Here is a 25,883-nt window from a genome sequence, read left to right as displayed (position 1 = left end):
CAGAAGTCAAAGTCATAATTTCCTAAAGTCTATTATGAAATTTTTTGTTCTTTCTTAAGGTTTTTATTAGCTGTTGAAAGCATAAGCTTAATTCTGTTAAGCTGGTTAACTTCAGAAGCACCTGGATCGTAATCAACTGCGATGATATTAGATTCAGGGAATGCAGCTCTTAATTCCTTAATTACACCCTTACCAACGATGTGGTTAGGTAAGCAACCAAATGGCTGACAGCAAACGATATTGCCGGCACCGTTGTGAATTAATTCAATCATTTCACCAGTAAGTAACCAACCTTCACCTGTCTGGTTACCAAGAGAAACTAAGTCCTTAGCAAGGTTAGCAGTTTCTTTAATTGATGATGGAGCATCAAAACGCTTACTTGCAGCTAAAGCCTTGTTACCTTCTTTTCTGAACCATTCAAGGAAGCTAATAAGTGTGTTACCAATAAGGGCAGTCTTTTTTGGAGCACCAAGGTATTGATGCTTAAAGTTTGTATTCTCTGCACTGTAGAGCAGGAAGCCCATTAAGTCTGGAACTACGGCCTCAGCACCCTCAGATTCAAGTAACTCAACTAAGTAGTTATTAGCAGCTGGCATGAACTTAACTAAGATTTCACCAACAATACCAACTCTTGGCTTCTTGATGTCAAGTAATGGAATTTCATCGAAATCCTTTACAATAGCGTGGAGATTCTTGTTGAATTCTCTCATATTTACACGCTTCTTAGTTAACTGCTCAATAACAACCTTCTTCCACTTATCGTGAAGTGCATTTACAGAACCAGGAACGGCCTCGTAAGGTCTTGTTCTATAAACAACATTCATAAATACATCGCCATATTCAATAGCCATCATAGCCTTCTTAAGCATTGGAATAGTGTATGTAAAGCCTGAGTTCTTTTCAATTCCCTGAGCAGAAAGTGAAATAACAGGTACATATTCTAAGCCAGCCTTAGCAAGGGCTCTTCTAATAAATCCAATATAGTTAGAAGCTCTACAACCACCACCTGTCTGAGAGATGATAATAGCAGTTTTCTTCATATCATATTTACCAGAAAGGACAGCATCCATAATCTGACCAACAACCATAAGAGAAGGGTAGCAAGCATCGTTATTAACGTACTTTAAACCTACATCTACGGCTGATTTGTTATCGTTATCAAGGACAACGAAGTTGTAACCACAAGCATTAAGGGTTGGTGCAAGTAAATCAAAGTGAATTGGTGACATCTGAGGGCAAAGAATTGTGTAATTCTTACGCATCTCTTCAGTGAATTCAATCTTGTTAAATGCAGCACTTTCAACCTTTCTCTTGTAGTTATGAAGTTCTCTAACCTTAAGGGCAGCAATTAAAGAACGAACTCTAATTCTTGCAGCACCAAGGTTATTAACCTCATCAATCTTTAAGACAGTATAAATCTTACCTGCCTTAGATAAAATATCATTAACAGCATCTGTTGTAACAGCATCAAGACCACAACCAAATGAGTTAAGCTGAATTAAATCAAGGCTATCATCAGTTCTTACATAGCTTGCAGCTGCGTAAAGTCTTGAATGATACATCCACTGATCCATAACAACAAGTGGTCTATCAACCTTACCTAAATGTGATATTGAATCCTCAGTTAATACGGCAATTCCATAAGAGTTAATTAATTCAGGAATACCGTGGTTGATTTCAGGGTCAACGTGGTAAGGTCTACCAGCAAGGACAATACCGTGCTTTCCAGTATCGTGAAGATACTTAATTACCTCTTCACCCTTCTTTCTTACATCTTCCTTAGATTGCATTAATTCATCCCAGGCATGACTTACAGCCTTCTTAACTTCTCTAGCTGGAATATCAGATAATTCTTCAACTAAACGCTTTGTAAGAATTTCCTTACTCTCAAAAGTCATAAATGGATTTCTAAAGTTGATATTTTCAGTTTTGATTTCCTCTACGTTATTCTTAATATTTTCAGCATAAGAAGTAACGATAGGGCAGTTGTAATGATTATTAGTATTCTCAATTTCCTTGTGCTCGTAAGGAATACATGGATACCAAATGAACTTAACCTTGTTCTTGATTAACCATGAAATATGTCCATGAGCTAACTTAGCAGGATAACATTCTGATTCTGAAGGAATTGATTCAATACCAAGTTCGTAAATCTTACGGTTTGAGCTTGGTGATAAAACAACTCTATACTTTAAGTCGTTAAATAAAGTAAACCAGAATGGGTAGTTCTCATACATGTTAAGAACTCTTGGAATACCAACTGTACCACGAGTTGCCTCAGCTTCGCTAAGTGGCTCGTAGTCAAATAATCTATGGAACTTATAATCAAATAGGTTAGGAAGCTTATTCTTATTCTTTTCCTTACCAAGTCCCTTTTCACATCTATTACCAGTGATAAATCTTCTGTTACCAGAGAACTTATTAATTGTTAAATGACACTGGTTTGTACATCCCTTACATCTTGTAAGAGTTGTTTCATAAGTTAAGTTATTGATCTGATCAATTGAAAGCATTGATGAATCTGAAATACCATCATATCTTTCTCTAGCAATAAGGGCGGCACCGAAAGCACCCATAATACCAGCTATATCAGGTCTAATAGCCTGAACACCTGTGATCTTCTCGAAAGAACGAAGAACAGCGTTGTTGTAGAATGTACCACCCTGAACAACGATGTGCTTACCTAAATCACCTGGATCAGAAATCTTAATAACCTTATAAAGAGCGTTCTTAATTACAGAGTATGCTAAACCTGCAGAAATATCAGCAACTTCAGCGCCTTCCTTCTGAGCCTGCTTAACCTTAGAATTCATGAAAACTGTACAACGAGTACCAAGGTCAATAGGATACTTAGCAAAAAGAGCAGCCTTTGCGAAGTCCTGAACTGAGTAATTAAGTGATTTTGCAAATGTTTCAATAAATGAACCACAGCCTGAAGAACAGGCTTCATTTAACTGAACGGAATCAACTGTCTGGTTCTTAATCTTGATACACTTCATATCCTGTCCACCGATATCAATGATACAGTCAACCTGTGGATCAAAGAAAGCAGCGGCATAGTAGTGAGATACAGTTTCAACTTCACCCTCATCAAGCATAAGAGCAGCCTTAATTAGGGCTTCACCATAACCTGTTGAGCATGAGCTAACAATCTTAGCCTTTGGACTAAGCTTAGAGTAAATCTCCTTAATAGCCTTAATTGTTGTAGCAAGTGGAGAACCATTGTTGCTTGAGTAAAATGAATATAAAAGATTTCCTTCATCATCAACCAAAGCAACCTTAGTTGTTGTAGAACCAGCATCAACACCTAAGTAACAATTACCCTCATAGCTTTCAAGTGGGGCAGTCTTTACCTTGTGAGCGCTGTGTCTTAAAGTAAATCCATCATATTCTAACTGGTTCTTAAATAGAGGTTCCATACGAGCAACCTCAAATTCTAACTGAACCTTGTTTTTTAAACGTGTAATAATATCATCTACGGCCACGAAAACATTTTCATCATAATTCATAGCAGAACCTACTGCTGCAAATAAATGTGAGTGGTCAGGTGCAATGATATTCTCAGGTCCAAGGCTTAAAGTTCTAATAAAGCACTGTCTAAGCTCTGATAAGAAATGAAGTGGGCCACCAAGGAAGGCAACGTTACCTCTAATTGGCTTACCCTGTGCAAGACCTGAAATAGTCTGGTTTACTACGGCCTGGAAAATTGAAACAGATAAATCTTCCTTTGTAGCACCTTCGTTAATAAGTGGCTGGATATCAGTCTTTGCAAATACACCACATCTAGCTGCGATAGGGTAGATAGATTTATAATTCTTAGCGTATTCATTAAGCCCCATAGCATCAGTCTGTAAAAGAGAGGCCATCTGGTCGATGAAAGAACCTGTACCACCAGCACAGATACCGTTCATTCTCTGATCAATACCGTTTGTAAAATATATAATCTTGGCATCTTCACCACCAAGTTCAATAGCTACATCACATTGTGGAGCGTAGTCTTGAAGGGCAGTAGATACTGCAACTACTTCCTGAGTGAATGGTACGCCTAAATGTTTAGCAAGTGTAAGTCCACCAGAACCTGTGATTACTGGATATACTTCAAAGTCACCTAGCTTTTCTTTAGCCTTTTCAAGCAAAGATTGTAGAGTTTCTTGGATATTGGCAAAATGTCTCTCGTAGTCAGAAAATAAAATGTCGTTATTATCAGCTAATATTGCGATCTTAACTGTTGTTGAACCAATATCAATACCGAGTCTATATCTATTCATATTCATTGCGGAATTTTCCGCACCTCCTCCTAAAAGTTTTAAAAGCATAAGTATAATTTAATTGCCTTTAACAATTTGTAAACAATTCTGTGATACATTTTAATAAGAAAGAAAATGTATATAAAAGCAAAAAGTTCTAAAATATGCAATCTGATTTATTATAGTGGAAAGCTAGTCAAATTTCAACTGTATACAATCTTAGAAATTATGAAATTAAGCTAAATAAAATGTGAATTAATTATCTGATTAATTGACAAAGATGGGGTGTCTTTTTTATACTATTTATAGTAATGTCTGTACAATTTGACATAAAAAATTACTAGAGGTGAAAACTAATGAATTTTATGAGAAAATTAGAAAGAAAGTACGGTAAATACGCAATTCCTAACCTTATGAACTACATCATTGTTTTATACATCATCGGTTATGTTTTGTATATTTCACAGCAGCTTACAGGAATAGACTTATATTCCACTTTTCTTTCACTTAATTTTAAGATGATTATGAGAGGACAGGTTTGGAGACTTGTTACTTATATCATTCAGCCACCTTCAACTAGTATTATTTTTATATTTTTTGCCCTATATTTCTATTACATGATAGGAACAAGTTTAGAAAGACTCTGGGGTTCTTTTAAGTTTAATGTCTATTTCTTTAGCGGCGTTATTCTTAATATAATCGCAGCTCTTATCATTTACTTGATTTGGGGCGTAAGTATGGAACTAAATACTTACTTTATTAATTTGGCACTATTTATGGCCTTTGCTGTAGAATTCCCTGATATGGAAGTTTTGCTTTTCTTTATTATTCCAATCAAGATTAAATGGCTTGGTATTTTAGATGCAATCTTTTTAGTAGCCGAAATAATAGGTGGATATGCTGCATTAATAGCATATAATACAGGCAATTCAGTATTATTTATGCGCTTGTATCTTAACTTTGGCTTTGAATGGTTTAGCGCAACGGCAGCTTTAGTGGCCATGCTTAACTTCTTTATTTTCATGTTTCTATATAAGAAGGGACCAGGCAAAAGTAAGACACAAAAGAATTTCCGCAAGGCAACAAAGAATTTTAATAAGACTTCTTTTAACGAGCGTTTTTACAATGCTAATAGTGAGAAGACTAACTGGGAGGATGCAAACAGTTACAGACCAATTAATCCAGGTGGAGCACGTCACAGATGCGCAATTTGCGGTAGAACTGAAAAGGATGGAGACTTAATCTTTAGATATTGTTCAAAGTGTAATGGTAATTATGAGTATTGTCAGGATCATTTATATACTCATGTGCACGTGAAATAATTGTCTAAATGGAATTAATGCTTGATTTATAGCGCATGCTATATTATAATGACAGATGTTTTTGGTTAAATTTAAGTAGAATTAGAGATTAGAGAATTTCGGAGGAAAGTATGAAGAAGACTAAGATTATTTGTACAATGGGTCCTAATACTAACGACAGAGAACTTATTAAGAAGTTAGCATTAGCAGGAATGGACGTAGCTAGATTTAATTTTTCCCATGGTGATCACGAAGAACAGGCAGGCCGTATGGCATTAGTTAAGAGCGTTAGAGAGGAGATTGGAAAGCCAATCGCAACACTTCTTGATACTAAGGGTCCAGAAATCAGAACAGGTGCAGTAGCAGGTGATAAGAAGGTTACTCTTGTAGCTGGACAGAAGTATACACTTACAACAAAAGAAGTAGAAGCAACTAATGAAATTAACTGCATCACATACGAAGGACTTCCACATGATGTAGTAGCAGGTAACACAATCCTTATCGATGACGGTTTAATTGAACTTAGAGTTGATGACGTTGTTGATGGAACAGATATTATTTGTACAGTAGTTAACGGTGGTGAGTTAGGATCTAAGAAGGGTGTTAACGTACCTAACGTTTCAATTAGACTTCCAGGTATCACAGACAAGGATAAGGACGATATTATCTTTGGTGTTGAACAGGGATTTGATTTTATTGCAGCTTCATTCGTTCGTAATGCAGCTTGTATCCAGGAAATCAAGCAGTTACTTTGGGCTCATGATTCAGACATTCCAGTTATCGCTAAGATCGAGAATGCTGAAGGTATCGACAACTTAGATGAAATCATTAAGGTTGCTGATGGTATCATGGTAGCTCGTGGTGATATGGGTGTTGAAATTCCAGCTGAAGATGTTCCACACATTCAGAAGGAAATCATTGCTAAGTGTAATGCAGCTTATAAGCCAGTTATTACAGCTACACAGATGCTTGATTCTATGATTAGAAACCCACGTCCTACAAGAGCTGAGGTTAACGATGTTGCCAACGCTATTTACGACGGTACAGACGTTGTTATGTTATCAGGTGAGACTGCTAACGGTAAGTACCCATTAGAAGCTCTTACAATGATGGCTAAGATTGCAGAAAGAACAGAAGCTGATTTAGCAGGTAGAGAAGCTGAATTAACTAACGTTCATGCTAAGAGAAACGTATCTTCTGCAGTTTGTAACGCAGCAGTTCAGACAGCTGCTAACTTAAATGCAAAGGCTATCCTTTGCCCAACAATTTCAGGATTTACAGCTAGATTAACATCTAAGCTTAAGCCAGAAGCTGAGATCATTGGATGCTCTCCATATGATAACGTTCTTAGAAAGATGCAGCTTTATAGAGGTGTTAGACCAGTTAAGTCTGCTCCAGAAACTAATACAGATAAGATCATTGAGCATGCTGTAGAAGTTGCTGAACAGGCTGGATACATTGAAGAAGGCGATACAGTAATCATTTCAGCAGGTATTGCTACAACTTCAGCTCCAACTGCTAAGCGCGGTTTAACTAACACAATGAGAGTTGTTACTCTTTAATGGATAAATTTAAAATTTGCGGCAGGGTGCTTATATGGCTCCCTGCTATTTTTGTAGCCATCACTATTTTTAGTTTTTCTAACCAGAATGGTGATGAGTCACAGGGTCTAAGTAACAAGGCTGCTGAGGTTATTTTGACAGCGGGTGACAATTTAGGACTTGTAGAGTTTACAGATACTAATACTAAAGCTAACATGATAGAGGACTTACAGGTTCCTATTAGAAAATGTGCTCACATGGGCGAGTATGCCATTCTTACCATGTGTTTATTTATAGCTTTTATGCTAGATGGCATTGCCTTTAAATGGGCAAGAATACTAAGTTTATTAATTACAATAGCTTGGGCAAGTTCAGATGAGATACATCAGTTATTTATTCCTGGAAGAGCAGGTAGATTCCTTGATGTTTGCATTGATACTTTTGGTGCTTTAGTATTTCTTGGAATTGTAAGCTTAATTCATCATCATTTAGAAAAGAAGAAGGAGAAGAATATCTTTAGTGAGCTAGATTTAAAGTAAGACAAATTCCCTTAAATAAGGCTTGAAGATTATATTCTTTTATGATATTCTTTTAAAGTGAATTTAATATAAAGCGTTGATGGAAACAAGTAGGAATTTGTGGAAGCTACAGAGAATTGCCGGTTGATGAGAGGCGTTAGGGAAAGCAAGTTTTGAATACCTTCCGGAGTGTTTAACTGAAATTATAATTTTTGTTTTGAGGATGAGATACATTTTCATAAAGGTTATAAGACTAGGAGCGACGTATTGGTACACGTTATAGTACTAAGAGTTAAGGAATCTAAGGATTCTAAGACTTGATGAGGCAAGAAGCGTGAGTTTCTTGTGAATAAAGGTGGTAACACGGGATTTCACTCTCGTCCTTTTAATTAAGGATGGGAGTTTTTTTATTGCGATTTAGAAGCGATACAATCTCGTCCTTTCAGTCTCATTTTTATAATAATTGAGGCACAATCATATTATAATTAGGAGGTTCATAAATATGGGTATTTATGAAGAATTAGTTGCTAGAGGCTTAATCGCTCAGGTAACAGATGAAGAAAGAATTAGAGATTTAGTAAACAATGGTAAGGCTACTTTCTATATTGGTTTTGATCCAACTGCAGATAGCCTTCACGTTGGTCACTTCATGGCACTTTGCCTTATGAAGAGACTTCAGATGGCAGGTAACAAGCCAATTGCCTTAGTTGGTGGTGGTACAGGTATGATCGGTGACCCATCTGGTAGAACAGATATGAGAAAGATGATGACACCAGAAACAATTCAGCACAACTGCGATTGCTTTAAGAAGCAGATGGAGAAGTTCATTGATTTCTCTGATGGCAAGGCTTTAATGGTTAACAATGCTGATTGGTTAATGAACTTAAACTACATCGAAGTTTTAAGAGAAGTAGGTGCTCATTTCTCAGTAAATAACATGCTTCGTGCAGAATGCTACAAGCAGAGAATGGAAAAGGGCTTATCATTCCTTGAATTTAACTACATGATTATGCAGGCTTATGACTTCTATATGTTATACCAGAAGTACGGCTGTAATTTAGAGTTTGGTGGCGACGATCAGTGGTCTAACATGCTTGCTGGTACTGAGCTTATTAGAAGAAAGTTAGGCGAAGATGCTTCAGCTATGACAATCACACTTTTACTTAACTCAGAAGGTAAGAAGATGGGTAAGACTGCTTCAGGTGCTGTTTGGCTTGATCCTGAGAAGACATCTCCATACGACTTCTACCAGTACTGGAGAAATGTAGGCGATAACGATGTTCTTAAGTGCATCAGAATGCTTACATTCTTACCACTTGAAGAAATCGATGAGATGGATAAGTGGGAAGGTGCTCAGCTTAACAAAGCTAAGGAAATCCTTGCATTTGAGCTTACAAAGTTAGTTCACGGCGAAGAAGAAGCTAAGAAGGCAGAAGAGACTGCAAAGTCTATCTTTAGTGGTGCAGGTGCTGCAGCTAACATGCCAGAAGCTAAGATTTCAGAAGATGTATTTGTTGATGGTTCAATCAATGCAATCGCTTTAGTTGCTGCAACAGGCCTTGTAAAGTCTAATTCAGAAGCTAGAAGAGCTATTCAGCAGGGTGGTGTAAGCGTTGATGGAAACAAGGTAACTGATATCAACGAAACATTTGCTAAGGAAAAGTTTGAAGGCGAAGGAATCGTAGTTCAGAAGGGTAAGAAGAACTTCGTAAGAGTTAGCTTATAATTATGAAAATGTAAAAAAGAGTCTAGTTTATCTAGAATTTAAACTTACTAACCCCGGTGGGAGTGCCAAGCATTTCTTCCGGGGTTATTCTTGTTTTAGCAAGGTGCATAGTGTATAATATAGTTAAATTTATAGTTGTAACCAATAGACGTGAATAAAAAAATAAAAAGAGGATTTATATGGATAAGGCGCAAAAAACTTATATTCGCTTAGTCTCTATAATGGTTTTGTTATGCTTAGATTTTATTTGTCTGCTTTGCTTTTTGGGTGGTGGCTTGTTTCAGGACATTTTAAATCTAATAAGCCTAAATTCTGACAAATTAACAGAAGCTGAGAAAAATCTCTACAATATGCAATATTACTTGGCTTTTAATATGATTTATAGATTTGTCTTTTCCTTTGCAATCCTTGCGGTATTTATTGCATTTATCGCAGTATTGTTTAGGCTTAGTAAAGCAGGAAGAATCGCTATTATTGCAAATCTATCAAGCATTGCCACAGCAGTAGTTGTAATTGTTGCTAGACTCTTAGAGGGAAATAAAAGCGTACATAGAAAGATTACAAATTTGTTTTTAGGTATCAATGGAGACGATTTTGTCACCATGCAGGCATTGCCTAAATTACTTGTTGTGCCAATAATTATTATAATTTTGTCACTGCTATGTTTGGCCATGGTTAAGTCTAGTAAAATTGAAAAAATACGACTTTATAACAAAGCCAACGCCCTTAGTGGAACTAGTATTTACATGGTTGCCATGTATGGATATGTGGGAATTGACGTACTTAGAAACAATTTAAGCTATATGATTATGAATAAAAAGGACCTAGCTTGCATGAATTCCTTAAATTACCTAAGGACCTTTTATATAGATAATAATAAGATTCTAAGTTTGCCAATTTCCTATATTTTAATACTAATTATTGGCCTTGGAATCATAACAGATAAGTTTCTAAAAAAGAAAATTGCAGGAATTATCTCGGTTTTAATACCGACTTTAATTTCCATTGTAATCATTGTAATTAACATAATTAATAAGCCTGTGATTCTTGGAAATGTAACCACGGATTTGAATATATGCGACATGGTGGATTTTGCCTACATTGCCTTTTTAGCAAATTTCCTTATTACCTGTCTATATATAAACCTAATGCTAGTCTACATTATAAGCGTCAGGGGCAACAAAACTCAGATGTTAATTTTAATTACCATTAACATCATTTTAAATCTAATTGGTCAAATAATTGCTAAAAATTTTAGTGGTATTGCAATTCACTTTATTATGTGGAGCGTGGCAGATATTATAAGCACCATAATCGTCCTAGTTCTTATGATTAATATTCATAAGTATAGAAAGAGAAAGAGACGAGAAGCTAGAGAAAGCAAAGATTAGAGAGCGCGTCTTGACAAATATGCTGTTTGGCTAAGTAAAAAGCTACGTCCACAAGAAATAATAAAAATTAGGAAGGTCAAGTTGCTGGGAATCCCAAAACTTAACCTTCCTTTGTAAAAATAGGACTTAGTCCTCAACTTCCTTTAACATAGAAATGTCTGATTTTGCAATAAGAGAGTAGTTTGTATAATAGACAACATATCCAGGTTTTGCCTGAGCTGGCTTTTTAACTTCCTTCTTTACAACGTAGTCTATTTCTACCTTTTCAAGTTCTCTGCCCTTAGAGTAGTAGGCCGCAAGAGCTGCTGCCTCTTCGAAAGCTCTATCAGGAACTTCCTTGCCGTTAGTTCTTAAAACTACGTGAGAACCCGGCATTTGCTTAGCATGAAACCACCAGTCATTGGCATTGGCAAACTTAAAAGTAAGCTCGTCATTCTGACTGTTATTCTTACCAACATAGATGTCAAAACCATCAGAAGAAATGTAGTGAAGTGGCTTACTTGAAATCTTTTTAGAATTTTTCTTCTTAGAAGACTTTATATAGCCTGTTTCGTGAAGCTCTTCCTTAATCTGATTTAAATCCTCCTCGCTAACTGCAATTTCAAGAGAATTAAGAACAGACTCAAGATAGTTAATGTCTGCGCTAACTTCCTTTATAAGTACAGTTGTGGCCTCGTAAGTTCTCTTTAACTTGTTATACTTTGCAAAATACTTGTTAGCATTTTCAATAGCAGATAAATCTTTATCAAGTGGGATAGTGATTTCGCTGTTATCGTAGTAATTGTTACAAGTGTAGCTCTCATCTCCGCTAGTTACATCATAGCTATAGGCAGATAGTAGCTCGCCGTAAATCTTATATTTTTCCTTCTTTTCAGTGTCCTTTAACTGTCGCTCCTGAATATCTAACTTCTTAATGTCACGCTCCAAAATAGTAGTGACAATTCGTCTTAAATCCGCAGATTTTTGATGAATTCTAGTATAGATTTCCTTCTTCTTATAAAAATCACGAATCAAATCACTAATTGACTCATAATTTGAAATGGCAATATCACTCGTCTTATTAGAACCTGAAAACATCTCAAGCTCAAAAGCCCAGAATTCCTTAGGAATGTTGTTTGAAAAGACTATGTTAGGCTTGTAGTTGTCTGCCTTAATATCAGTAAGTAATTTTGAAAATGTGTCAAAAATCGCCTCTTTGTCTGCATTTTCCAAACAATTCGCTGGAAGCTGGCTATCAATCTTAGCTCTTATGCAAAGTTCTTCGCCTGCAAGGCTAGAAAAACCGGTGTAGGTTTGATAAATTGCTTTAGAGATAGGTTGTGCCTTTGAGAATACATTTTCAAAAAACTCATCCTTAGTGGTCGCAACAGGGTTTAACTTGTTGTTAGTGTTAGTTATAAAATATGGGCGACCCGGTAGAACCTCACGCACGGAACTCATCTGAGCGGATACGTGGCGGATACTATCAAGAATCATATTGTCCTCATTAACTAGGATAATGTTACTGTGCTTGCCCATAAACTCAGTAATTAAGTGCTTTCTACAAAGGTCACCAAGCTCGTCAAGGTGCTCGATTTCAATATCAATAATTCTTTCAAATTCTGGCTGAGTGATTGAAATAATACGACCATTGTTTAGATGCTTTCTAAGTAACATACAGAAATTAGGCGCTTTTATAGGGCTTGTCTTATTATCCTTTGCAAGATAGCAAAGAGGAAGAGTAGGATTTGCGGATAAAAGCAGTCTGTACTGACCCTCAGAAGTTTTTACTGTAAGAAAAAGCTCGTCGTTTTCCGGCTGAGCGATTTTATATAATCGACCATTTTTAATGGTTTTGTTTAATTGATCAACAATATTTGAAATTACAATTCCGTCGAATGCCATTATTTTGCCTCCTTTTGTCTCGTATAAAGAGTTTAGCAAATTCTTGTATAAATTCCTAGTTCTTCTTGTGATTTTTGCAATATATTGTTATAATTATAGAAGTTTGTGGGGTTATTCAAATAAATACATTTACGAGGTGAAAATACGTGATTAAAAGTATGACAGGCTTTGGAAGAAGCGAGATTTTAAGAGATAATAGAAAGATTTTAGTTGAGGTTAAATCCGTTAACCATAGATATTTAGAAGCAGGAATTAAGATGCCAAAGAAGCTCAATTCTTTCGAGTCTAGAATTCGTGAGACTTTAAAGAAGTACGCTAATAGAGGTAAGGTGGATATTTTTATTAACTATGAGGACAATAACGAGAATCAGGTTAATATTAAATATAATGATGCAATTGCTAAGGAATATATGGACATTTTCAAGAAGATGAGCGAAGAGTTTAATATTGAAAATGATGTCAATTGCGCAGCGCTTTCAAGATACCCTGAGGTTATTACAATGGAAGAGGTTCAAGTGGATGAAGAGGAATTGTGGGCATTTATTGAGGAGGCTCTAAAGGAGTGCTTTAGCCAATTTGTTGAAACTAGAATCTTAGAGGGTGAAAACCTAAAGAAGGACTTACTTTTAAAGCTTGATCACATGGAAGAGCTTGTGGACTTTATTGAGAAGAGAAGTCCTGAGATCATGAAGGAATACAGAGGTAAGCTTGATAATAAGATTAAGGAAGTCTTAGGAGATACTAATATTGACGAGCAAAGAATTGCTACTGAGCTTGTAATCTATGCCGATAAGATTTGCGTTGACGAAGAGACGGTTAGACTTAGAAGTCACATTAATCATGCTAGAAAATGTCTTTCTGAAGACGGTGGTGTTGGTAGAAAGATGGACTTTATCGCTCAGGAAATGAACAGAGAGTCTAATACAATTCTTTCTAAGGCAAATGATATTGATATTTCTAATGCAGCAATTGATTTAAAGACAGAAATCGAGAAAGTAAGAGAGCAAATTCAGAATATCGAATAAATTTTACTTGATTGTTTTTTCTCCCTTAGGTATAATAGTCTTTGCGCATTAAGTAAAGATTTATTCTTTATTGGTGCAACATAATTTAAGATTTGAGGTTATGTTATGAACAATAAAGGTTTATTAATTGTTTTATCTGGCTTTTCAGGAGCAGGTAAAGGAACAGTTGTTAAGAGCTTACTTGCTAGTCATAAGGATGAATACTGTTTAAGCATTTCAGCAACAACTCGTAATCCTAGACCAGGTGAAGAGAATGGCAGAGAATACTTCTTTAAGACAGTAGAAGAATTCGAGGCTATGATAGACAAGAATGAATTAATAGAGTATGCAAAGTATGTAAGCAATTACTACGGCACACCTAAGGCTTATGTAGAGAGTCAGCTTGAAGCTGGTAAGAATGTAATTCTTGAAATTGAGATGCAGGGAGCACTTGATATTAAGAAGATTTATCCGGATGCGGTGCTTATTTTCATCACACCTCCATCTGCTAAGGAATTAGAGAACAGACTCCGTGGTCGTAACACAGAGGATGAGGCTACAATTCTTGCAAGACTTTCAAGAGCTTATGACGAGTCTGAGGGCTTAGAAAAATATGACTACATAATTCTTAATGATGAAGTTGAGAAGTGTGTAGAAAGAATAGTGGGAGTTGTTGCATCTGAGAAGATGAAGACAGCTAACAATGAAGAATTAATTAACAAAGTAAAGGAAGAGCTTAAAGCTTATTCGAAAGGAGAACAATAATGATACATCCATCTTATACTGAATTAATGGCAGTTATTAACAGCGAGGTTGAAGAGGGCGAGCAGCCTTTAGTACAATCAAGATATTCTATCGTTAAGGCAACAGCTACACGTGCTAAGGAAATCATTGATGCAAGATCAATCCAGGAGAAGATTAACAAGGCTAAGGCTGATGCTACAGTTAAGGAAAAGGAAAAGGATAAGGACAAGAAGGAAGTAGAAGAGAAGAAGATTTCTGCTGAAGACGAAAGAAAGTTAATTATTGGTACTCCTCTTATTCATTCAACAGATAATGATAAGCCTTTATCTATCGCTGTAAGTGAATTATACCAGGGTAAGGTTAAGATCGTTGGTAACAGCGATGAGCAGTTCTAATAAAACTAATATATAATGATTACAATAATAGGCAGTCATCTAGTATTTAGGTGGCTGCTTAATTTAGTATTAGTTACAAGACTCGCGAGCGAGTCTAGACATTTTTTTGAGGTAAGATATGAGTAGTTATAACGAAGAAACTAAGGCAATAAATTGTCCTTATTTTGAGGATTGCGGGGCTTGCGCCTATGCAGGAATGAAATATGACAATGAACTTGCAATTAAGACTAGAGACATGGAAAAGCTCTTTAAGGATATTACTAAGGTGGAGCCAATTGTCTCTATGTATAGACCAATTTATTATAGAAACAAGGTTCATGCCGTGGTTGCCGCTGATAAAAAGGGCAATATCCGCATGGGCACTTATAAGGAAAATAGCCACGATGTAGTAGACATTAAGGACTGTATGATTGAAGATGAGGTCTGTCGTAGTATTATTAATACAATTAAAGAGCTTATGAAGTCCTTTAAATATAAGGCCTACAATGAAGACACAAGACAGGGCTTTTTGCGCCACATTCTTATAAGACGCGGCGTTGTAACAAAGGAAGTTATGCTCTGCCTTGTAACCGGCGACATTGCATTTCCATCAAAGAACAATTTCCTTAAGGAAATCAGAAAGCGCCATCCTGAGATTACTACAGTTTTGCAAAATGTAAATAATTCGAAAACCAGTATGATTCTTGGCAAAAGAACAGTAACTCTTTTTGGTAAGGGTTATATTGAGGACATTCTTTGCGGACTTAAGTTTAGACTCGGCATTAGCTCATTTTATCAGATTAACCACGACCAGACAGAAAAGCTCTACAAGAAAGCTATTAAGCTTGCAAACCTTACTAAGCAAGACACTGTAATTGATGCTTATTGCGGCATCGGTACTATTGGAATGGCTATGAGCAAGACTGCAGGCCAAGTTATTGGCGTTGAGCTTAATGAAAATGCAATCGAGGACGCAAAAGTTAATGCTAAACTTAACAATATCAAGAATATTTACTTTCAGGCAGCAGACGCAGGGGAGTTTTTAGTAGACTACGCAGCAAGCGGCCGTAAGGCTAACGTTGTTGTAATGGACCCACCAAGATCTGGTTCAAGTCCAGAATTTCTTAAATCTATACTTAAGATTAAGCCGGATAGAGTGGTTTATATTTCATGTAATCCAGAAACTCAAGTGAGGGATATAAAGACTTTGATTAAGGGCGGCTATAAGATAAGTCCTGTGACACCGTTTGATATGTTTCCGCATACGGTGCATACGGAGACTGTGTGCTTGATGTCGAGGAAAGAGAAATAAATAGCGAAAAGTAGCTCATTTAAGGGCTTTTTTGAGATTAAGTATTAATATGGATTGGAGTAGCGGCATTTGGTACTTCATTATTGACTGCGGCAACTATTAAAGTCGTTGACTATTTCAAATCGAGAAAGAATAACAACGAAACCGAAATAGAAAAAGCAAAAGCAGAAATCATAAATGGTATTAAAGAATATGATGCTGCACATCTAGATGAAGAAGGAGGTATCGAAGATGAGTGAAAGATTTCCGGAAATTGATTGGTACTGTGACCGCTGTAATGCCTATTTGAATGACCAACCAGGATTTGATGACCATCATTATGTGTGGAAGTGTACCGAATGCGGTCATAAGAATAGTATTTCCGCTGATGATATTTATGAATCAGAAGAAGACTTTAGAAACTATAACGAATAATTTAAAGGAGCGAAAAGATGACTAGAGACGAGTTAAAAGAACAGATTGATGAGCTTATGCGACAGTATGCTGATGAAGAAATTGATGGAGATACATACGCACAAAAGATGATGGAGTTAACTTCATCTGCTCAGAGCGATAATAATTAAACTTAATTATTCGATAATGTGCTGAGTTGGTGAAACTATGCCTTATAATTACAAGAATGATTTGTACAAAAGAGAAATTGTAAAAAACTACAGGATATGGGGCTAGATATTAAAAGTGTACTGGTCAACATTCTTGGTAACAAGTCGGACGGATAAATTAGCTAAATCTTAATTCCATTGGTGTTAAATTGTTATATTACTGCGTAATGAAAAAATGGAAGATAGTGAGTGAGAATATATATCCTTTTTTACTTTCGTCAGATAGATGATATAATTTATCTGACGAAAACAAAATTGTTATATCAATTTGGAAGCGGATAATAAATTTTTTGAGAACAATAAATTTTTCTTGCAAAAAGAGTTAGTATATGCTAACATCTTCATCAAGAGCGTTGCAGCAATGCGTAAGTCCATCTTACGTGGGGTTGCTACGCTCTTTTTTAGTTTTTTGGAAAGGTGTAAAATATGAAGAAAAATGAAATTATAATGTTATTTCTACTTGTTGTTTTAATGGTAACAGGATGTCTATTTCATTCACTAGCAGCATATTACAATATTATTAGAAGCCTTCATAGTATAGCTGCTCTAGCCTTAATTGTTTGTGTTGTTATACATATGAAGAAAAGGAAAGTATCTAGATGAAGAAGGCATTTTGGATAATACTTGGTAGTCTTTGTTTATTCTTTGGTACAGTTGGAATTGCTTTACCTATTTTACCAACTGTGCCATTTTATTTAGCAACTCTTTTTTGCTTTGCAAAGGGTTCAGATAGGTTACATGATTGGTTTATTCACACTTCTTTATACAAGAAGCATCTTGAAGAATTTGTTAAAGAAAAAGGCATGACAATGACTGCTAAAATAAAAATGGTTTTTATTGTAACTCTTTTAATGGGTTTTGGCTTTTTTATGATGGATAAAGTTTTAGTAGGAAGAGTAGTTTTAGCTCTAGTTTGGCTAGCACATTTATATATGGTATTTTTTATAATAAAGACTTTAAAGTCCTAAACATAATTTATTATTAATTAATAAGGAAAAAATAGCACAATTAAATAAAGTATGATAGAATATCACAGTATGTCTCAGATGAGACTATATTTAAATCTAATAAAATTAAAGCTTATTACATTTGTTGTAATAGGCTTTTTAATTTATAATGGTTATAGGTATGAAAAGGAGACGACAATATGAAGATTATGTTTGTTTCCCTTGGTTGTGATAAGAACTTAGTGGATACTGAAAATATGCTAGGTATTCTAAAGGACAAGGGCTATGAATTTACAGATGATGAATACGAGGCAGAGGCAATTGTGGTTAATACTTGTTGCTTTATTCACGATGCCAAGGAAGAAAGTATTGAAACTTTAATTGAGATGGGCCAGCGAAAGCTTGACGGTAAGTGTAAGATTTTAGTTGCCGCAGGTTGCCTTGCCCACAGATATCAGGATGAGTTAATTAAGGAAATTCCTGAGGTTGACGCATTTATCGGTACAACTAGCTTTGATAAGATTGCTGAGGCTATTGAAAATGTTGCAAAAAATCAGCCAGCTAACATAGTAGATGACAATAACCGCCTCCCACAGGTTGAATCAAAGAGAATCATTTCAACTCCAGGCTATTTCGAGTACTTAAAGATTGCAGAAGGTTGCGATAAGAGATGTACTTACTGCGTTATTCCATATGTTAGAGGTAGCTTTAGAAGTTATCCTGTAGAATATTTAGTAAATCAGGCTAAGCACTTAGTTGAAAATGGTGCATCTGAGCTTATTTTAGTGGCTCAGGAGACAACTCTTTATGGTGTAGATTTATACGGTAAGAAGTCCCTTCCTATGCTTCTTCACGAGCTTTCTAAGATTGAAGACTTAAAGTGGATTAGAATCCTTTATTGTTACCCAGAAGAAATCGATGACGAGCTTATTCAAGCTATTAAAAATGAACCTAAGGTCTGTCATTATCTTGATTTACCAATACAGTCTGGCGCCGATAATGTCTTAAAGAGAATGGGTAGAAGAACATCAAGACAGGATATTATTGATATCGTTAAGAAATTAAGACAGGAAATTCCTGATATTGCCCTTAGAACAACCCTTATTACAGGCTTCCCAGGAGAAAGTCAAAAAGATTTTGAAACAACTTATAATTTTGTTGACGAGCTTGAATTTGATAGACTTGGTGTATTTACTTATTCTATGGAGGAGGGCACACCAGCAGCTAAGTTAAAGGACCAGATTCCAGAAGAAGTTAAGGCTAGCCGTCGTGATGAAATCATGGAATTACAGCAGGAAATCTCTATTGAGAAATCTCAGGCTATGATAGGAAAAGAGCTTGAGGTCTTAATTGAGGGCTATATCCCTGATGATGACACTTATGTTGGACGTTCCTATAAGGATGCGCCAAATGTAGATGGACTCGTATTTGTATCATGTGACTATGAGTTAATTAGCGGTTCAATTGTAAAGGTTAAAATCACAGACGCCACAGAATACGACTTACTTGCGGAAATTATGGATTAAATTGCATTTTTATTAAATCAAAAATTAATAAATTGATTTATAAATGAATTTTAAATTTATGTGGAAAAATAATTATATTTGATATAAGCTAATACTTGGTAAAAGAAATTATAGGAGGCTTAAGATGAATTTACCTAATAAATTAACTATATTTAGAGTTATATTAGTGCCAGTTTTTCTTGTGTTATTATACATCGATAAAATTCCAGCACATAACTACTGGGCAGCAGCAATTTTCATAATTGCTAGCTTAACTGATATGCTTGATGGAAAGATTGCAAGAAAGTATAATCTTGTAACTAATTTTGGAAAGTTTATGGATCCTTTAGCAGATAAATTACTTGTTTGCTCAGGACTTATCGCACTTTCTGACCTTGGAAAAATCTATGGTTGGATTGTAATCGTTATTATTGCAAGAGAGTTTATTATTAGTGGTTTTAGACTTGTTGCATCAGACAATGGCGTAGTTATTGCTGCTAGCTGGTGGGGCAAGATAAAGACTGCCGTAACTATGGTGACAATTATTTTAGTAGTACTTGAGTTACCATTCCCAGGTTCTGCTATTTTAAATCAGGTATTGATTTACATTTCCCTTGTATTAACAGTAATTTCACTTCTTGATTATATTATGAAAAATTATAAGATTTTCCTTGAGGGCGCACACTAATGCCAAACGAGAGTTTTATTAAAGGTTTAGATGCAGCAGCTGTAAGAATTTTAAAGGACAAGGGACTAGTCTTAACAACTGCAGAGAGTTGTACAGGCGGTATGGTTTCTTCTTTAATCGTCAATATTAGCGGCGCATCCAATGTATTTAAAGAAGGCTTTGTTACTTATTGTGACGAGGCGAAAGAGGAATTACTAGGTGTAAGCCATGAAACAATGCTTAAATACAAGGCTGTAAGTGCAGAAGTTGCTAGTGAAATGGCCAAAGGCGCTTGTAAAAAGGCCAAAGCTGACATAGCAGTTTCTATTACAGGTGTTGCAGGTCCTTCAATGGAGGATGGAAAGCCTGTAGGTTTAGTTTATATTGCTTGTCATTACAAGGACGAGACTATTGTTAAGGAGTTTAACTTCACTGGCGATAGAAAGAGTGTTAGAGAGCAGGCCGCTTTCAATGCCCTTAAGCTTGTAATTGATACGGTAAAGTAGATATATCTGAAATTTTGGTGGTGCATTTAATATGTACCACCTTTTTTATGAAAATATATCTCAAAGCTCAAAGTCCAAACTCAAATAATCAAATTTAGACTTTGAGGTTTACAAAAAATAGTGGCTATGTTAAAATTTTTCTTGTTCCAGTATATTATTAAGATAAAAATCTTATCTAAAAGCAGTATTTATCTGCATTTTTTCTATTTAGAATCTCGTCTAAAACTTTCCGAATACATGTTCGAAAAACTATTGACAAAGAAATTAAATGGTATTATTATTAATACAAACGAACGAATGTTTCGAAAATACGTTTTGATTATAAGGAGATTACGATTATGGTAAATAACGATGAAAAGCTTAAAGCATTAGACGCAGCTATATCTAACATTGAAAAGCAATTTGGTAAAGGTTCGGTTATGAAGCTCGGAGAGCAGGCTGCTTCTCTTAATGTTGAATGTGTTCCAACAGGTTCATTAAGCTTGGATATTGCCTTAGGAGCAGGAGGGGTTCCAAAGGGAAGAGTTGTTGAAATTTATGGTCCTGAATCAAGTGGTAAGACAACAGTTGCACTTCACATGGTAGCTGAAGTACAGAAGCGTGGCGGTATTGCAGGCTTTATCGATGCTGAGCATGCTCTTGATCCAGTATATGCTAAGAATATTGGCGTAGATATTGATAATTTATATATTTCTCAGCCTGATAGTGGTGAACAGGCATTAGAGATTTGTGAAACTATGGTACGTTCTGGTGCTATTGATATTGTAATCGTGGATTCAGTAGCTGCCCTTGTACCAAAGGCTGAAATTGATGGTGACATGGGTGATTCTCATGTAGGTTTACAGGCTAGACTTATGTCTCAGGCTTTAAGAAAGCTTACTCCAGTTGTAAGTAAGAATAACTGTGTAGTTATCTTCATTAACCAGTTACGTGAAAAGGTTGGTATTATGTTTGGTAACCCAGAAACTACAACAGGTGGTAGAGCCCTTAAGTTCTATTCATCAGTAAGACTTGATGTTCGTCGTATTGAAACATTAAAGCAGAACGGTGAAGTTATTGGTAACAGAACTAGAGTTAAGGTTGTAAAGAATAAGATTGCTCCTCCATTTAGAGAAGCTGAATTTGATATTATGTTTGGTAAGGGTATCTCAGCTGTTGGTGACTTAGTTGATTTAGCTGCTAACGCTAACATTATTAACAAGGCTGGTGCATGGTTCTCATATAATGACGAGAAGATTGGTCAGGGTAGAGAGAATGCTAAGCAGTTCTTACTTAACAATCCAGCTCTTTATGAAGAGATTGATCACAAGGTAAGAGTATTCTACGGTATTGAACCAGGTGATGAAACAGAGGCTCAGGCAGAAGAAGTAGCATCTGATGAAAGCCAGGCTAAGGAAACAAAGACTACAAGATCAAGAAAGAAAGCTGCAGCAACTGAAGAATAATCTAGTAACTAATATTAGATTAATATAGATAACTATTGGATAGCTAGTTTTATGCTAATTGTCCAATAGTTATTTCTTTTAATGGCAGTTTGGTAAATTTATGAGCGAACTTACAATAACCTCAATTAAAGAACTAAATAAAAAGAAGCTATTAATATCTATTAACTATGAAGAGGCATTTGCCCTCTATAAAGGCGAAGTAAGACGTTTGCATATAAAAGAAGGCATAGTGCTTCCTGAGTCTGTATATGAGGAGATTATAGCCACTCTAACTAAGAGAGCAACTCTTAGGGCCATGTCTTTACTTACAAGTAAAGACTATGCAAGACAAGAATTAATAGATAAATTAGCTAAGAGCAGATATCCTAAGGAATCAATAAAGAAAGCCGTGGCTTACGTGGAGAGCTATGGCTATATTGATGACTACAGATATGCCTATAATTATTTCAATTTTAAGGCTGCTAATAAGTCTAAAAAAATTATTGAGATGAAACTTATGCAAAAGGGGATTGATTCTAATATTATCAAGGAAATTTCTGACGAATTTTATGAAGACAATCAAGATTGTGAGCTAAATCAATCAATTAAGCTTATTAGAAAGAAACTAAAACTAGCAGAAGATGAGTATATTGAGAATCTAGACTTTAAAGAGAAGAACAAATTAATGGCATATTTGTTTAGAAAGGGATATTCGATGGATATAATTAATAAAGCATTAGATGGACTAATTAAGGACTATTAGAAAACTAGTTATGTATCTTAAATAGTGCAAATTTCTTGACAATATGCGCAAATCAAGGTAATATGGTATTGTTGTATGTAGAGTACAATAAAACTTAATAAGGAGGCGCTCCTGTGGATCCTATTTTGATAGTTGTGTTTGCTGTCTTAGTAGTCATAGTAGCAATCGTTGCCTATATTCTTGGTAATCGTTCAAAGATTAGCAATGCTAATAAGAAGGCACGTGAGATTGTTGATGAAGCTATTAAGGAAAGGCAAGCAGCCAAAACTGCTAAGGATGCCGCAATCGCTGATAGGGAGGCAGCAATTAGAGAAAAAGAAGCTGCAAAGAAAGAAGCTCTTTTAGAGATAAAGGAAGAGTCAATTAAGGCTCGTAATGAACTTGAGAAAGAGACTAGAGAAAGAAGAAACGAACTTTCAAAGTATGAAAGAAGAGTAACTTCTAAGGAAGAATCCCTTGATAAGAAGATTGAGGCAGTAGAAAAGCGTGACTCTAGTATAACTAAGCGCGAGGAAGAACTTAGCAAGGCTAGAATAAAGGTAGAAGAACTTGAGAAACAGAGACAACAGGAACTTGAAAGAATCTCAGGCTTAACCTCCGAACAGGCAAAAGAATTTCTATTAAAGACTGTTGAAGATGAAGTAAAACATGATACTGCTGTAATGATTAAGACATTAGAAAGCAGAGCAAAAGAGGAAGCAGATAAGAAAGCTAGGGAGTATGTTGTTAATGCAATTCAGAGATGCGCTGCAGATCACGTTGCTGAAACAACAATTTCAGTAGTTCAGCTTCCTAACGATGAAATGAAGGGCCGTATCATCGGTCGTGAGGGTCGTAACATTAGAACTCTTGAGACTATGACAGGTGTAGAACTTATTATTGATGATACACCAGAGGCAGTAGTTTTATCAGGCTTTGATCCAGTTCGTAGAGAAGTAGCTAGAATTGCCCTTGAGAAGTTAATTCTTGATGGTCGTATTCATCCAGCTAGAATCGAAGAAATGGTTGAAAAAGCACAAAAAGAAGTAGAGGCATTAATTAAAGAGGAAGGTGAGGCTGCAACCCTTGAGGTTGGTGTTCATGGAATTCATCCTGAGTTGGTTCGTTTACTTGGTAAGTTAAGATATAGAACTAGTTACGGACAGAACGTTTTAAGGCATTCTATCGAGGTTGCCCAGTTAGCAGGTTTACTTGCTGCAGAGATGGGACTTGATGTTAAGACTGCTAAGAGAGCTGGTTTACTACATGATATTGGTAAAGCAGTTGATCATGAGATGGAAGGATCTCACGTTCAGTTAGGTGTGGATTTATGTAGAAGATATAAGGAATCACCAATTATTATTAATGCGGTTGAAGCACATCATGGAGACGTTGAACCAGAAAGCTTAATAGCTTGCCTTGTACAGGCTGCTGATACAATTTCAGCTGCAAGACCTGGTGCAAGAAGAGAGACGTTAGAAACTTATACAAACAGACTAAAACAATTAGAAGACATTACAAACTCATTTAAGGGAGTTGAAAAGTCCTTTGCCATTCAAGCAGGTAGAGAGGTTCGAGTAATGGTAGTTCCTGAAGTCGTGAGTGATACAGACATGGTACTTATGGCAAGAGATATTTCTAAGCAGATCGAAGATCAGATGGAATATCCAGGTCAGATTAAGGTAAGTATTATTAGAGAATCACGAGCTGTAGATTACGCTAAGTAATCAGATTTCAAGCCGAGAAAGAATTAAACTAAGGTGATTAAAGAGAAATCTTTAATCACCTTTTTTGATGCCCTTTTTAAGCTTTTTTCTGATTTTCTTTGATTTTAATAAATTGAGTTTTTCTTACAAACTTAATTTATGAAAGTGAATTCTCAAATTCTATTTATAAAATTAGATAAAATATAGAATTTCTATGTTTTTCCTTGCATTAGCTCCTATTATTGTGTATGATACTAAGGACTTAAGAAAGTTTTTTGAGAAATAACTTTATTTTATTAAGTATAAACCTATCAATGCATTAATAAATTTAAGTCGTTGTAAATCTAATATGATTTAGGAGGAAGTTATGAATTATACAAGTTTAAGTAAAGAGGAATTACTTAAGTTAAGAGAGGAATTAAACAAGGAGTATAGTGAAGCTAAGGCAAAGGGCTTAAACCTTGATATGTCTAGAGGTAAGCCATCTGCAACACAGCTTGATGTTTCACTTGATATTTTAGACGCTATTAACTCTAAGTCACTACTTAAGTCTGAGAATGGCACAGACTGTAGAAACTATGGTGTTTTAGATGGTATTCCAGAAGCTAAGAAACTTATGGCTGATATGATTGGAACAACTCCAGATCATGTTATTGTATATGGTAATGCATCACTTAGCATTATGTATGATCAGGTATCAAGAGCTTATACACATGGTATTTTAGGTAACACACCTTGGTGTAAGTTAGATAAGATTAAGTTCTTATGTCCAGCTCCTGGTTATGATAGACATTTTGCTATTACAGAAAGATTCGGCATTGAGATGATTACAATCCCAATGACAGATAAGGGACCAGATATGGACCTTGTTGAACACTACGTTAATAATGACCCAACAGTTAAGGGTATTTGGTGTGTACCAAAGTATTCTAACCCACAGGGTTACTCATACTCAGACGAAACAGTTAAGAGATTTGCTAACTTAAAGCCAGCAGCTCCTGACTTTAGAATTTTCTGGGATAATGCTTATGTTATCCATCATTTATATGATGACAATCAGGATGAGATCCTTGAGATCCTTTCAGAATGTGAGAAGGCTGGAAATCCTGATATGGTATTTGAATTTGCATCAACATCAAAGGTTTCATTCCCAGGTTCTGGTGTTGCTGTATTTGCTTCATCACACGCTAACATCGAAGATGTTAAGAAGCAGCTTACAATTCAGACAATCGGTCATGATAAGTTAAATCAGTTAAGACATGTAAGATACTTTAAAAACCTCGATGGTTTAAAGGCTCACATGAGAAAGCATGCTGATATGATGAGACCTAAGTTTGAAGCTACATTAGCAGTACTTGAAGAAGAACTTGGTGATACAGGTATTGGTAGCTGGACAAAGCCACACGGTGGTTACTTCATCAGCTTTGAAAGTTTAGACGGCTGTGCTAAGGATATCGTTGCTAAGTGTAAGGAAGCTGGTGTAAAGCTTACTAACGCAGGTGCTACATTCCCATATGGTTCAGACCCTAAGGATAGCAACATCCGTATTGCTCCTTCATTCCCAACACCTGAGGAGATGTCACAGGCTGCTAAGTTATTCGTATTATGCGTTAAGTTAGTATCAGTTGAGAAGTTACTTGAGAATAAGTAATTATTTCTTGTAAATTAAATTAAAAAAATAATTTATCTGTAGGTAAACATTTGCTATAATCAAACTGTTACCTACAGATTTTTTTATACTT

The 25,883-nt window shown here is 35.7% G+C and carries 22 protein-coding genes; 20 read left to right on the top strand and 2 right to left on the bottom strand.

Annotation, left to right across the window (positions count from 1 at the left end; translation table 11 throughout):
* Positions 1-32: 32 nt before the first annotated feature.
* Positions 33-4,274: an acyl-CoA dehydratase activase-related protein gene (locus BLQ66_RS05195; protein ID WP_074521249.1), complete on the bottom strand. Its 4,242-nt coding sequence runs from the start codon at positions 4,272-4,274 to the stop codon at positions 33-35.
* 329 nt (positions 4,275-4,603) lie between these two features.
* Between BLQ66_RS05195 and BLQ66_RS05190 the strand changes: the two genes are divergently transcribed.
* The 5 genes from BLQ66_RS05190 to BLQ66_RS05170 all read left to right on the top strand — a co-directional run bounded on the left by BLQ66_RS05190 (position 4,604) and on the right by BLQ66_RS05170 (position 10,724).
* A complete protein-coding gene (locus tag BLQ66_RS05190) occupies positions 4,604-5,569 on the top strand; it encodes a PHD finger domain-containing protein (protein ID WP_074521248.1) in 966 nt (321 codons plus the stop codon).
* A gap of 110 nt (positions 5,570-5,679) precedes the next feature.
* Positions 5,680-7,110 carry a pyruvate kinase gene (pyk, locus tag BLQ66_RS05185; RefSeq protein ID WP_074521247.1) on the top strand — a complete coding sequence of 477 codons (1,431 nt, stop codon included), beginning with the start codon at positions 5,680-5,682 and terminating at the stop codon, positions 7,108-7,110.
* On the top strand, positions 7,110-7,628 hold the full coding sequence (locus BLQ66_RS05180; protein ID WP_074521246.1) for a VanZ family protein: 519 nt from the start codon (positions 7,110-7,112) through the stop codon (positions 7,626-7,628). The genes pyk and BLQ66_RS05180 overlap by 1 nt, the downstream gene beginning before the upstream one ends.
* A 481-nt stretch (positions 7,629-8,109) precedes the next feature.
* The gene (tyrS, locus tag BLQ66_RS05175) at positions 8,110-9,333 is read left to right on the top strand and encodes a tyrosine--tRNA ligase (RefSeq protein WP_074521245.1); all 1,224 of its coding nucleotides are present in this window, start codon (positions 8,110-8,112) and stop codon (positions 9,331-9,333) included.
* 179 nt (positions 9,334-9,512) lie between these two features.
* The gene (locus BLQ66_RS05170; protein WP_074521244.1) at positions 9,513-10,724 is read left to right on the top strand and encodes a hypothetical protein; all 1,212 of its coding nucleotides are present in this window, start codon (positions 9,513-9,515) and stop codon (positions 10,722-10,724) included.
* A gap of 126 nt (positions 10,725-10,850) precedes the next feature.
* Here the strand turns inward: BLQ66_RS05170 and BLQ66_RS05165 are convergent, their stop codons facing one another.
* A complete protein-coding gene (locus BLQ66_RS05165) occupies positions 10,851-12,608 on the bottom strand; it encodes an Rqc2 family fibronectin-binding protein (RefSeq protein ID WP_074521243.1) in 1,758 nt (585 codons plus the stop codon).
* Between the two features lie 146 nt (positions 12,609-12,754).
* On the opposite strand from BLQ66_RS05165, the gene BLQ66_RS05160 reads away from it, so the two are divergent.
* From BLQ66_RS05160 to BLQ66_RS05095, 15 genes are all read left to right on the top strand, one after another.
* A complete protein-coding gene (locus BLQ66_RS05160; protein ID WP_074521242.1) occupies positions 12,755-13,633 on the top strand; it encodes a YicC/YloC family endoribonuclease in 879 nt (292 codons plus the stop codon).
* A 105-nt stretch (positions 13,634-13,738) separates the two neighbouring features.
* On the top strand, positions 13,739-14,377 hold the full coding sequence (gene gmk, locus BLQ66_RS05155; protein WP_074521241.1) for a guanylate kinase: 639 nt from the start codon (positions 13,739-13,741) through the stop codon (positions 14,375-14,377).
* A complete protein-coding gene (locus BLQ66_RS05150; protein ID WP_027430670.1) occupies positions 14,377-14,751 on the top strand; it encodes a DNA-directed RNA polymerase subunit omega in 375 nt (124 codons plus the stop codon). The genes gmk and BLQ66_RS05150 overlap by 1 nt, the downstream gene beginning before the upstream one ends.
* 118 nt (positions 14,752-14,869) lie before the next feature.
* On the top strand, positions 14,870-16,042 hold the full coding sequence (gene rlmD, locus BLQ66_RS05145; RefSeq protein WP_074521240.1) for a 23S rRNA (uracil(1939)-C(5))-methyltransferase RlmD: 1,173 nt from the start codon (positions 14,870-14,872) through the stop codon (positions 16,040-16,042).
* 83 nt (positions 16,043-16,125) lie between these two features.
* A complete protein-coding gene (locus tag BLQ66_RS05140) occupies positions 16,126-16,281 on the top strand; it encodes a hypothetical protein (protein WP_207645134.1) in 156 nt (51 codons plus the stop codon).
* The gene (locus BLQ66_RS05135) at positions 16,274-16,456 is read left to right on the top strand and encodes a Sec23/Sec24 zinc finger-containing protein (protein WP_074521239.1); all 183 of its coding nucleotides are present in this window, start codon (positions 16,274-16,276) and stop codon (positions 16,454-16,456) included. The genes BLQ66_RS05140 and BLQ66_RS05135 overlap by 8 nt, the downstream gene beginning before the upstream one ends.
* Positions 16,457-16,473: 17 nt before the next feature.
* A complete protein-coding gene (locus tag BLQ66_RS12190) occupies positions 16,474-16,605 on the top strand; it encodes a hypothetical protein (RefSeq protein WP_272867054.1) in 132 nt (43 codons plus the stop codon).
* Between the two features lie 638 nt (positions 16,606-17,243).
* Positions 17,244-17,612: a YbaN family protein gene (locus BLQ66_RS05130; RefSeq protein WP_074521238.1), complete on the top strand. Its 369-nt coding sequence runs from the start codon at positions 17,244-17,246 to the stop codon at positions 17,610-17,612.
* 179 nt (positions 17,613-17,791) lie between these two features.
* Positions 17,792-19,117, top strand: a complete 1,326-nt coding sequence (gene rimO, locus BLQ66_RS05125; RefSeq protein WP_074521237.1) for a 30S ribosomal protein S12 methylthiotransferase RimO — start codon at positions 17,792-17,794, stop codon at positions 19,115-19,117.
* Positions 19,118-19,241: 124 nt separating this feature from the next.
* Positions 19,242-19,784 carry a CDP-diacylglycerol--glycerol-3-phosphate 3-phosphatidyltransferase gene (pgsA, locus tag BLQ66_RS05120; RefSeq protein WP_074521236.1) on the top strand — a complete coding sequence of 181 codons (543 nt, stop codon included), beginning with the start codon at positions 19,242-19,244 and terminating at the stop codon, positions 19,782-19,784.
* Positions 19,784-20,269, top strand: a complete 486-nt coding sequence (locus BLQ66_RS05115; protein ID WP_074521235.1) for a CinA family protein — start codon at positions 19,784-19,786, stop codon at positions 20,267-20,269. The genes pgsA and BLQ66_RS05115 overlap by 1 nt, the downstream gene beginning before the upstream one ends.
* Before the next feature lie 338 nt (positions 20,270-20,607).
* Positions 20,608-21,714 carry a recombinase RecA gene (gene recA, locus BLQ66_RS05110; RefSeq protein ID WP_074521234.1) on the top strand — a complete coding sequence of 369 codons (1,107 nt, stop codon included), beginning with the start codon at positions 20,608-20,610 and terminating at the stop codon, positions 21,712-21,714.
* A gap of 100 nt (positions 21,715-21,814) precedes the next feature.
* Positions 21,815-22,456, top strand: coding sequence for a regulatory protein RecX (locus BLQ66_RS05105; RefSeq protein WP_074521233.1), 642 nt, complete (start codon positions 21,815-21,817; stop codon positions 22,454-22,456).
* Between the two features lie 113 nt (positions 22,457-22,569).
* Positions 22,570-24,162, top strand: a complete 1,593-nt coding sequence (rny, locus tag BLQ66_RS05100; protein ID WP_074521232.1) for a ribonuclease Y — start codon at positions 22,570-22,572, stop codon at positions 24,160-24,162.
* A 346-nt stretch (positions 24,163-24,508) separates the two neighbouring features.
* Positions 24,509-25,792: an aspartate aminotransferase type Ic gene (locus BLQ66_RS05095; protein ID WP_074521231.1), complete on the top strand. Its 1,284-nt coding sequence runs from the start codon at positions 24,509-24,511 to the stop codon at positions 25,790-25,792.
* The last annotated feature ends 91 nt before the right edge of the window (positions 25,793-25,883 follow it).

Source organism: Lachnospira pectinoschiza (assembly GCF_900103815.1).
Lineage (GTDB): Bacteria > Bacillota > Clostridia > Lachnospirales > Lachnospiraceae > Lachnospira > Lachnospira pectinoschiza_B.
This window is presented reverse-complemented; position numbering and strand designations above follow the sequence as displayed.

What these genes read in the sequence shown, in the direction of transcription:
- BLQ66_RS05195 (WP_074521249.1), bottom strand. Translation starts at nt 4,274, where the DNA reads ATGAATATGAATAGATATAGACTCGGTATTGATATTGGTTCAACAACA.
- BLQ66_RS05190 (WP_074521248.1), top strand. Translation starts at nt 4,604, where the DNA reads ATGAATTTTATGAGAAAATTAGAAAGAAAGTACGGTAAATACGCAATT.
- pyk (WP_074521247.1), top strand. Translation starts at nt 5,680, where the DNA reads ATGAAGAAGACTAAGATTATTTGTACAATGGGTCCTAATACTAACGAC.
- BLQ66_RS05180 (WP_074521246.1), top strand. Translation starts at nt 7,110, where the DNA reads ATGGATAAATTTAAAATTTGCGGCAGGGTGCTTATATGGCTCCCTGCT.
- tyrS (WP_074521245.1), top strand. Translation starts at nt 8,110, where the DNA reads ATGGGTATTTATGAAGAATTAGTTGCTAGAGGCTTAATCGCTCAGGTA.
- BLQ66_RS05170 (WP_074521244.1), top strand. Translation starts at nt 9,513, where the DNA reads ATGGATAAGGCGCAAAAAACTTATATTCGCTTAGTCTCTATAATGGTT.
- BLQ66_RS05165 (WP_074521243.1), bottom strand. Translation starts at nt 12,608, where the DNA reads ATGGCATTCGACGGAATTGTAATTTCAAATATTGTTGATCAATTAAAC.
- gmk (WP_074521241.1), top strand. Translation starts at nt 13,739, where the DNA reads ATGAACAATAAAGGTTTATTAATTGTTTTATCTGGCTTTTCAGGAGCA.
- BLQ66_RS05150 (WP_027430670.1), top strand. Translation starts at nt 14,377, where the DNA reads ATGATACATCCATCTTATACTGAATTAATGGCAGTTATTAACAGCGAG.
- rlmD (WP_074521240.1), top strand. Translation starts at nt 14,870, where the DNA reads ATGAGTAGTTATAACGAAGAAACTAAGGCAATAAATTGTCCTTATTTT.
- BLQ66_RS05135 (WP_074521239.1), top strand. Translation starts at nt 16,274, where the DNA reads ATGAGTGAAAGATTTCCGGAAATTGATTGGTACTGTGACCGCTGTAAT.
- BLQ66_RS12190 (WP_272867054.1), top strand. Translation starts at nt 16,474, where the DNA reads ATGACTAGAGACGAGTTAAAAGAACAGATTGATGAGCTTATGCGACAG.
- BLQ66_RS05130 (WP_074521238.1), top strand. Translation starts at nt 17,244, where the DNA reads ATGAAGAAGGCATTTTGGATAATACTTGGTAGTCTTTGTTTATTCTTT.
- rimO (WP_074521237.1), top strand. Translation starts at nt 17,792, where the DNA reads ATGAAGATTATGTTTGTTTCCCTTGGTTGTGATAAGAACTTAGTGGAT.
- pgsA (WP_074521236.1), top strand. Translation starts at nt 19,242, where the DNA reads ATGAATTTACCTAATAAATTAACTATATTTAGAGTTATATTAGTGCCA.
- BLQ66_RS05115 (WP_074521235.1), top strand. Translation starts at nt 19,784, where the DNA reads ATGCCAAACGAGAGTTTTATTAAAGGTTTAGATGCAGCAGCTGTAAGA.
- recA (WP_074521234.1), top strand. Translation starts at nt 20,608, where the DNA reads ATGGTAAATAACGATGAAAAGCTTAAAGCATTAGACGCAGCTATATCT.
- BLQ66_RS05105 (WP_074521233.1), top strand. Translation starts at nt 21,815, where the DNA reads ATGAGCGAACTTACAATAACCTCAATTAAAGAACTAAATAAAAAGAAG.
- BLQ66_RS05095 (WP_074521231.1), top strand. Translation starts at nt 24,509, where the DNA reads ATGAATTATACAAGTTTAAGTAAAGAGGAATTACTTAAGTTAAGAGAG.